We start from the raw sequence: 9,228 nt of genomic DNA on the forward strand, positions 1-9,228 counted from the left end.
GGGCAGAATGCCGCACGGCAGGCCGCGATCGAGGCCGGAATCGGGTGGGATGTGCATTCCGCGACCGTCAACAAGGTGTGCCTCTCGGGTCTCACGGCGATCATCGACGCGGCCCGCATGCTGCGCGTGGGCGACGCCACCGTCGTCGTCGCGGCCGGTATGGAATCGATGACCCGCGCCCCGCACCTGCTCATGAACTCGCGCGAGGGCTACGCCTACGGCTCCGTCGAGGTGATCGACCACATGGCCTTCGACGGCCTGACCGACGCGTACGACCGCGAGAGCATGGGCGCCTCGACCGAGCGCGCGAACGCCCGGTACGACGTCACCCGCGAAGCCCAGGATGCCGTCGCCGCGCGCTCGCACCAGCGCGCCGCCGCGGCGCAGGCCGACGGGGTGTTCGACGCCGAGATCGTGCCGGTGTCGATCCCGCAGCGCAAAGGCGAACCCGTCGTCATCACCGCCGACGAGGGCATCCGCCCCGACACCACGGTCGCAACGCTCGCGAAGCTCCGCCCCGCCTTCGCCGAGGGCGGCTCGATCACGGCCGGAAACGCCTCGCAGATCTCCGACGGCGCCTCTGCCGTGGTCGTCACGACCCGCGCGACCGCCCAGGAGCGCGGCTGGGACGTGCTCGCCACGCTCGGATCCTCGGGCCAGGTCGCCGGACCCGACAACTCCCTCCACGCCCAGCCCGCGCGTGCGATCGAGAAGGCGCTCGCGAAGCAGGGCATCGCCGCATCCGACCTCGATCTCGTCGAGATCAACGAGGCGTTCGGGGCCGTGGTCGCGCGGTCGCAGGCCGAGCTCGGACTCTCCGATGACGTGGTCAACCCGCACGGCGGCGGTATCGCGCTCGGTCACCCCATCGGCGCCTCCGGCAACCGGCTGGTCGTGCACGCGGTGCACGAGCTGATCCGTCGGGGCGGTGGCACGGCAGCCGTGGCCCTGTGCGGCGGCGGCGGCCAGGGCGACGCACTCATCCTCACCCGGTGACACCCACCCGCTGATCGACGAACGGATGCCGCGACCCTGAGGCCGCGGCATCCGGAACGTTCGAGGGGGTGTTCAGCGCGTGAGGCGCTTCTTCAGCAGCTTGCCCTGCCTCTTCTGGACGGGGGAGTCACCCGCGATCATTCGGCCCCGGCGGGCGCGACGCGTGTCGACGACGGCGCCGACGGCGAGAGCGAGTGTGATTCCCCAGCTCAGCCACGCCAGAGCGGTCCGCCAGGTGAACGGCTCGTCGTTCTTGAGTCCGCGCAGGAGCGTGACGCCGCCGGTGATGGCGCTGAGGAGACCGGTTCCGAAGATGTACTGCCGCATGCGCCCAACTTACCGACCCGTGGTTCATCGCCGCCGCCTCCTTGACACCCGCGCGCGCCCCGTTCGGTGAACGACGGGGGCGACGGAATACGGCGCGTCGGAGCGTTCCGGCACCCACGACCGGTTCTCACGCCGGCGTCCAGCCCCCGAACTGGGATCCGGCCCGCTGTTAGCCTGAGGTCGATCCCCGAGGAGGACCTGTGACCCAGGCCGATTTCGTCGTTGTCGCGAACCGATTGCCCGTCGACCGCACCCCCGATGGAGAGGGGTGGCGGCGCTCGCCAGGCGGACTCGTGACCGCCCTCGAACCCGTCATGCGCAGCGCCGACGGTGCGTGGGTGGGGTGGGCAGGGCAAGCCGATGTCGACGTCGAGCCGTTCGAGTTCGACGACATGCATCTCGTTCCCGTCACGCTCTCGGCCTCCGACGTGCAGCTGTACTACGAAGGCTTCTCGAACGACACCATCTGGCCGCTCTACCACGACGTGATCTCGCCGCCCACGTACAAGCGTGCGTGGTGGGACGCCTACGTCAAGGTCAACAAGCGGTTCGCCGACGCAGCCGCAGCGGTCGCGGCCGAGGGCGGCACCGTCTGGGTGCAGGACTACCAGCTGCAGCTCGTACCGAAGCTGCTGCGGGAGTTGCGCCCCGACATCACGATCGGGTACTTCCACCACATCCCGTTCCCGGCCTACGGGCTCTACTCCCAGCTGCCGTGGCGCAAGCAGGTGCTCGAGGGGCTGCTGGGCGCCGATGTCATCGGCTTCCAGCGCGTCGCCGATGCGGGCAACTTCGCCCGGGCCGTACGTCGTCAGTTGCGCTACGAGACCAAGGCCAGCGGCATCCTGGTGCCCGACGCCGAGGGCGGCACGCGCGTCGCCCTGGCGAAGGCGTTCCCCATCTCGATCGACGCGGAGTCGTACGTCGAGCTGGCCCATCGGCCCGACATCCAGCAGCGTGCGAAAGAGATCCGCGAGGGACTCGGCAATCCCCGCAAGATCCTGCTCGGCGTCGATCGACTCGACTACACCAAGGGCATCCGTCACCGCCTCAAGGCGTGGGGCGAAGTGCTCGAAGACGGCCGGGCCACGGTCGAGGACGCCACCCTCGTGCAGGTCGCGAGCCCCAGTCGCGAGCGCGTCGACGCGTACATGCAGCTGCGCGATGAGATCGAGATGACCGTCGGGCGCATCAACGGCGACTACGACACCACCACGCACACCGCGATCCGCTATCTGCACCAGTCGTACCCGCGCGAAGAGATGGTCGCGCTATTCCTCGCCGCCGACGTCATGCTCGTCACGGCCCTGCGCGACGGCATGAACCTCGTCGCCAAGGAGTACGTCGCCAGTCGCATCGACAACCGCGGCGTGCTCGTGCTGAGCGAGTTCGCCGGGGCCGCCGACGAGATGGGCAGCGCACTGCTCATCAACCCGCACGACATCGACGGACTGAAGGATGCCGTCATCCGCGCGGTCGACATGCCCGCGGCCGAGCAGGGCCGACGGATGCGCACCCTGCGGCGGCGCGTCCGCGAGCACGACGTCGAAGATTGGTCGCGCGGCTTCCTCGAGGCGCTGTCGGCGTTCCACGGCCGCTCGTCCCGTGCGGCGGCCGCTGATGTCGAGTCCGTCGTCGCCGACGACGAGGACGCGGTGGAGGCCGAATGATCGTCGACAGTGCCGAGGAGTCACGCGTGAGCCCCGCCGACGGAATGGATGCCGAATGACCGCCGCCGACGCGACGGTGGAGGCCGTCGCCACCACCGAAACCCTGCTCATCGCGCTCGACTTCGACGGCACGCTGTCGCCGCTGGTCGACGAGCCGATGTCGGCGCGCATGACCCCGGCGGCGCGCGCGATCGTCGATGAGCTCGCGGCACTACCGCGCACGGTCGTCGCGCTGGTCTCGGGCCGCTCGCTCGCCCACCTGCGCGAGATCTCTGAGCACACCGACGACTCGCCCCTCTGGCTCGCGGGCTCCCACGGCGCGCAGTTCTGGGTGCCGGGCAACGGCGTCGAGGAGACCCCCGACGACACCGACGACCTCGCGCTGCGCGACCGCCTGCAGCGGGAGGCGACGGCCGGCACCGATGAGATGGACGGTGTGTGGATCGAGCCGAAGGAGTACGGCCTCGGCGTGCACACGCGCACGGCGGATGCCGGCACCGCCCGTGCCGCGCGAGACCTCGTCGACGAACTGGTCGGTGCGCAAGCCCCCACCTGGCGTCGTCGTACCGGCCACGACATCCTCGAGTTCGCGTTCCGCCACGAGGGCAAGGACTCCGCGGTCGCGCGCCTTCGCGAACGCGTCGGGGCCTCTGCCGTGCTGTTCGCCGGCGACGACGTCACCGACGAAGACGCGCTGAGCTCGCTGGGATCGCAGGACCTCGGCGTCCGGGTCGGTGGGGGAGAGACCGCGGCCGGCCTGCGCGTCGACGATATCGCCGCGTTCGTCGCCGTGCTGGAGGACGTGGCGCGCCTGCGCCGAGCGCACGGCGCGTGAGCGGCGTGCGCGCCGGGCGACGCCCGCGTCCGGGGCTCCCGGGCACTCCTGCACACGGCGATTAATCCGCCGTTCATCCCCTGTGGCGCATCGGGGGGACGCGCGCGCGCAATAGACTTCGAGGATGCCCGCTCCGCAGAATCCGAACACCGGCGAGTTCGACATCAAGCCCCGTAGTCGCGTCATCACCGATGGCATCGAAGCCACGACCTCGCGCGGCATGCTCCGCGGCGTCGGCATGGGCGACGACGACTGGGACAAGCCCCAGATCGGCATCGCGTCGAGCTGGAACGAGATCACCCCCTGCAACCTCAGCCTCGACCGCCTCGCGCAGGGCGCGAAAGAGGGGGTCCACTCCGGCGGGGGATACCCGCTGCAGTTCGGCACGATCTCCGTCTCCGACGGCATCTCGATGGGCCACGAGGGCATGCACTTCTCCCTCGTCTCGCGTGAGGTCATCGCCGACAGTGTCGAGACCGTCATGATGGCCGAGCGCCTCGACGGCTCCGTGCTGCTCGCGGGTTGCGACAAGTCGATCCCCGGCATGCTCATGGCATCCGCTCGCCTCGATCTCTCCAGCGTTTTCCTTTACGCCGGCTCCATCGCTCCGGGCTGGGTCAAGCTCTCCGGCGGCACCGAGAAGGAGATCACGATCATCGACTCCTTCGAGGGCGTCGGTGCGTGCCTGGCGGGTCGCATGAGCGAGGCCGACCTCAAGCGCATCGAGTGCTCCTTCGCCCCCGGCGAAGGTGCCTGCGGTGGTATGTACACGGCCAACACAATGGCGTCGGTGGCCGAGGCGCTCGGACTCAGCCTTCCCGGCTCCGCCGCCCCTCCGTCGGCGGACCGTCGTCGCGACTACTTCGCCCACCGCTCGGGCGAGGCCGTCGTCAACCTGCTGCGCCAGGGCATCACGACCCGCGACATCCTCACGAAAGAGGCGTTCGAGAACGCCATCGCCCTCGCCATGGCGCTCGGCGGCTCGACGAACGTCGTGCTGCACCTGCTCGCCATCGCGCGCGAGGCCGAGGTCGAACTGTCGCTGCACGACTTCAACCGCATCGGCGACAAGACGCCCCACGTCGCCGACATGAAGCCGTTCGGCAAGTACGTCATGAACGACGTCGACCGCCAGGGCGGCATCCCGGTCATCATGAAGGCCATGCTCGACGAGGGACTCCTGCACGGTGACGCGCTGACCGTCACGGGCAAGACGCTCGCCGAGAACCTCGCCGATCTGAACCCCGACCCCATCGACGGCACGGTCATCCACACCTTCGACAACCCGATCCACGCGACGGGCGGCATCACGATCCTGCACGGCTCGATGGCCCCCGAGGGTGCGGTCGTGAAGTCGGCGGGCTTCGACGGAAACGTCTTCGAGGGGCCTGCCCGCGTGTTCGAGCGCGAGCGCGCGGCCATGGACGCCCTCGAGGCGGGTCAGATCCAGGCCGGCGACGTCGTCGTCATCCGCTATGAGGGCCCCAAGGGCGGACCGGGCATGCGCGAGATGCTCGCCATCACGGCGGCCATCAAGGGCGCGGGGCTCGGAAAAGATGTACTACTCTTGACGGACGGTCGATTCTCAGGCGGCACAACCGGCCTCTGCATCGGCCACATAGCTCCCGAAGCGGTGGACGCAGGTCCCATTGCCTTCGTGCGCGATGGTGATCTGATACGGGTCGATATCGCCGCTCGCACTCTCGACTTGATCGTCGAGACAGACGAGCTGAGTTCCCGCCGCGAAGGCTGGGAACCGCTTCCCCCGCGCTATACCCGTGGCGTTCTGGCCAAGTACTCCAAGCTCGTGCACTCCGCTGCGGAGGGCGCGGTCACGGGCTGACGGCCGTCCCCCTTCTCACCTTCTCTGGCTCTCGAGGTACTCCCATGTCCATCGATTCCCCCACCGCGGCCATTCCCCGGCCGCCCTCCCGCACCGCACCGGCGCCCATGATGACGGGCGCACAGGCGGTCGTCCGCTCGCTCGATCTGCTGGGTGTGACCGACGTGTTCGGTCTGCCGGGCGGCGCGATCATGCCCGTCTACGACCCGCTCATGGACGACGAGCACGTCCGCCACATCCTCGTGCGCCACGAGCAGGGTGCCGGTCACGCGGCTGAGGGATACGCCGCGGCGTCCGGACGCGTCGGCGTGGCCATCGCCACGTCCGGTCCCGGCGCGACGAACCTCGTCACCGCGATCGCCGACGCCTATATGGACTCGGTGCCCTTGGTGTGCATCACCGGCCAGGTGTTCTCCACCCTCATGGGTACCGATGCCTTCCAGGAAGCAGACATCGTCGGCATCACGATGCCCATCACTAAGCACTCGTTCCTGGTGAAGTCGGCCGACGAGATCCCCGGCGCCATCGCCGCCGCGTTTGAGATCGCCTCGACCGGCCGCCCCGGTCCCGTGCTCGTCGACATCACCAAGGACGCGCAGCAGGCCGAGGCGCCGTTCGTGTGGCCGCCCAAGATCGACCTGCCCGGTTACCGCCCGGTGACCAAGGCGCACGGCAAGCAGATCCAGGCGGCGGCCCACCTGCTGACCACCGCGAAGAAGCCCGTCCTCTACGTCGGTGGCGGCGCGATCCGCTCGAACGCGTCGGCCGAGCTCAAGGTGCTCGCCGAGGCGACCGGCGCCCCCGTGGTCACCACGCTGATGGCGCGGGGAGCCTTCCCCGACTCCCACGAGCAGCACCTCGGCATGCCGGGCATGCACGGCACCGTGCCCGCGGTGCTCGCCCTGCAGGAGAGCGACCTCATCGTCTCGCTCGGCGCCCGCTTCGACGACCGCGTCACCGGCAAGGCGGCGTTGTTCGCCCCGAACGCGCAGGTGGTGCACGTCGACATCGACCCCGCCGAGATCTCCAAGATCCGCACCGCAGACGTGCCGATCGTGGGCGACCTGCGCGAGGTTCTCATCGACCTCGAAGCCGCTTTCCGTGCGGCTGACGCCGAGAACGCCCACGACTTCACCGAGTGGTGGACCTACCTCAACGGCCTCCGCGAAGAGTTCCCCCTCGGCTACACGCCCACCACCGACGGTCTCCTCTCGCCGCAGTACGTCATCCAGCGCATCGGCGAGATGACCGGACCCGAGGGCGTCTACGCCTCGGGAGTGGGTCAGCACCAGATGTGGGCGGCGCAGTTCATCAAGTACGAGCGTCCCAACGCGTGGCTGAACTCCGGCGGCGCCGGCACCATGGGTTACGCGGTACCCGCGGCCATGGGCGCCAAGGTGGCCCAGCCCGAGCGCGCCGTGTGGGCGATCGACGGCGACGGCTGCTTCCAGATGACCAACCAGGAGCTCGCGACCTGCGTCATCAATGACATCCCGATCAAGGTCGCGATCATCAACAACTCCTCGCTCGGTATGGTGCGCCAGTGGCAGACGCTGTTCTTCGACGGCCGCCACTCCAACACCGACCTGAACACGGGCCACGGAACGCGCCGCATCCCCGACTTCGTCAAGCTGGCGGAGGCCTACGGGTGCCTGGGCATCCGCGTCGAGAAGGAAGACGAGATCGACGCCGCCATCCAGCTCGCGCTTGACACCAACGACCGCCCGGTCGTGATCGACTTCGTCGTGAGCGCCGACGCGATGGTGTGGCCGATGGTGCCCCAGGGCGTCAGCAACAGCTACGTCCAGTACGCGCGCGATCACTCGCCCACCTTCAACGAGCAGGAGGACTGAGATGTCTCGTCACGTTCTGAGTCTCCTGGTCGAAGACAAACCTGGCCTGCTCACCCGCGTCGCGGGGCTCTTCGCCCGGCGCGGCTTCAACATCGAGTCGCTCGCGGTCGGCGTCACCGAGGTGCCCGGTCTCTCGCGCATCACGGTCGTCGTCGACGTCGAGGGTCTGCCGCTCGAGCAGGTGACCAAGCAGCTGAACAAGCTCATCAACGTCATCAAGATCGTCGAGCTCGACCCCGCGGCGTCCGTGCAGCGCGAGCACGTGCTCGTGAAGGTGCGCGCCGACAACGCCACGCGCTCGAACGTGGTCGAGGTGGTCAACCTGTTCCGTGCGTCGGTCGTCGACTACGCCTCCGACGCCATGGTCATCGAGATCACGGGCGACTCGGGCAAGGTCGGGGCGTTCCTGAAGGCCATCGAGCCGTTCGGTGTGAAGGAGCTCGCGCAGTCGGGCCTGCTCGCCGTCGGCCGTGGCGGCAAGAGCATCACCGAACGCGTCCTGCGCGGCTGAACTCCTCCGGCCCTCGAGCCTGTCGAGCGGCCGACATTTTCAACCTCACACGTTCCACAACCCCGGTCCCTTCGACTCGCTCTGGGACCTGACTCAAGGAGAAACATCCTCATGGCAGAGATCTTCTACGACGACGACGCCGACCTCTCGATCATCCAGGGCAAGAAGGTCGCGATCGTCGGCTACGGCTCGCAGGGTCACGCCCACGCGCAGAACCTGCGCGACTCCGGCGTCGAGGTCGTCATCGCGCTCAAGGACGGCTCCAAGTCGGCCGCTAAGGCGCAGGAAGACGGCTTCGAGGTCAAGAACGTCGCCGACGCGGCCGAATGGGCCGACCTCATCATGGTGCTCGCGCCCGACCAGCACCAGCGGTCGATCTTCGCCGACTCGATCAAAGACAAGCTGACCGAGGGCAAGACGCTCGCCTTCGCGCACGGCTTCAACATCCGCTTCGGCTACATCGACGCGCCCGAGGGTGTCGACGTCATCCTCATCGCGCCCAAGGCCCCCGGTCACACCGTGCGCCGCGAGTACGTCGCCGGCCGCGGCATCCCCGACATCATCGCCGTCGAGCGCGACGCCTCGGGTTCGGCCTGGGACACCGCCCTGTCGTACGCGAAGGCCATCGGCGGCACCCGTGCCGGCGTCATCAAGACGACCTTTACCGAAGAGACCGAGACCGACCTGTTCGGTGAGCAGGCCGTTCTCTGCGGTGGCATGAGCCACCTCGTCCAGTACGGCTTCGAGACCCTCGTCGAGGCGGGCTACCAGCCGCAGATCGCCTACTTCGAGGTCCTGCACGAGCTCAAGCTCATCGTCGACCTCATGTGGGAGGGCGGCATCGCCAAGCAGCGCTGGTCGATCTCGGACACCGCCGAGTACGGCGACTACGTCTCGGGCCCGCGCGTCATCTCGCCCGAGGTCAAGACCAGCATGCAGGCCGTGCTCGCCGACATCCAGTCGGGCGCGTTCGCGAAGCGCTTCATCGACGACCAGGACAACGGCGCCACCGAGTTCCTCGAGCTCCGCGAGAAGGAGCAGGGTCACCCCATCGAGGCGACCGGCAAGGAGCTCCGCGGCCTCTTCGCCTGGAAGCAGCAGGACAGCGACTACGTCGAGGGCTCGGCCGCGCGCTGAGTTGTCCTCACCCCTTGAACGCCCCGCGGCTCCGGCCGCGGGGCGTTCCTCGTCTC

At 68.7% G+C, this 9,228-nt stretch carries 8 protein-coding genes; 7 read left to right on the top strand and 1 reads right to left on the bottom strand.

Annotation, left to right across the window (positions count from 1 at the left end):
* Positions 1 to 996 (top strand): acetyl-CoA C-acyltransferase (locus RWP81_RS11040; RefSeq protein WP_314456061.1); only part of this gene is annotated, 996 nt, incomplete at its 5' end.
* Positions 997 to 1,068: 72 nt separating this feature from the next.
* Here the strand turns inward: RWP81_RS11040 and RWP81_RS11045 are convergent.
* On the bottom strand, positions 1,069 to 1,323 hold the full coding sequence (locus RWP81_RS11045) for a hypothetical protein (RefSeq protein ID WP_314456063.1): 255 nt from the start codon (positions 1,321 to 1,323) through the stop codon (positions 1,069 to 1,071).
* Positions 1,324 to 1,523: 200 nt separating this feature from the next.
* Here RWP81_RS11045 and RWP81_RS11050 point away from each other — a divergent pair, with 200 nt between their 5' ends.
* The 6 genes from RWP81_RS11050 to ilvC all read left to right on the top strand — a co-directional run bounded on the left by RWP81_RS11050 (position 1,524) and on the right by ilvC (position 9,172).
* On the top strand, positions 1,524 to 2,993 hold the full coding sequence (locus tag RWP81_RS11050; RefSeq protein ID WP_314456065.1) for a trehalose-6-phosphate synthase: 1,470 nt from the start codon (positions 1,524 to 1,526) through the stop codon (positions 2,991 to 2,993).
* A gap of 55 nt (positions 2,994 to 3,048) precedes the next feature.
* Entirely contained in the window at positions 3,049 to 3,828 is a 780-nt protein-coding gene (otsB, locus tag RWP81_RS11055; protein ID WP_314456067.1) for a trehalose-phosphatase, read from the top strand.
* Positions 3,829 to 3,952: 124 nt separating this feature from the next.
* A complete protein-coding gene (gene ilvD / locus RWP81_RS11060) occupies positions 3,953 to 5,671 on the top strand; it encodes a dihydroxy-acid dehydratase (RefSeq protein WP_314456069.1) in 1,719 nt (572 codons plus the stop codon).
* 44 nt (positions 5,672 to 5,715) lie between these two features.
* Entirely contained in the window at positions 5,716 to 7,524 is a 1,809-nt protein-coding gene (locus RWP81_RS11065; protein ID WP_314456071.1) for an acetolactate synthase large subunit, read from the top strand.
* A gap of 1 nt (position 7,525) precedes the next feature.
* Positions 7,526 to 8,035: an acetolactate synthase small subunit gene (gene ilvN / locus RWP81_RS11070; RefSeq protein ID WP_314456073.1), complete on the top strand. Its 510-nt coding sequence runs from the start codon at positions 7,526 to 7,528 to the stop codon at positions 8,033 to 8,035.
* Positions 8,036 to 8,146: 111 nt separating this feature from the next.
* Positions 8,147 to 9,172, top strand: coding sequence for a ketol-acid reductoisomerase (ilvC, locus tag RWP81_RS11075; protein ID WP_055953951.1), 1,026 nt, complete (start codon positions 8,147 to 8,149; stop codon positions 9,170 to 9,172).
* Positions 9,173 to 9,228: the final 56 nt, after the last annotated feature.

The organism is uncultured Microbacterium sp. (genome assembly GCF_963521695.1).
In the GTDB taxonomy this organism is placed as follows: Bacteria; Actinomycetota; Actinomycetes; order Actinomycetales; family Microbacteriaceae; genus Microbacterium.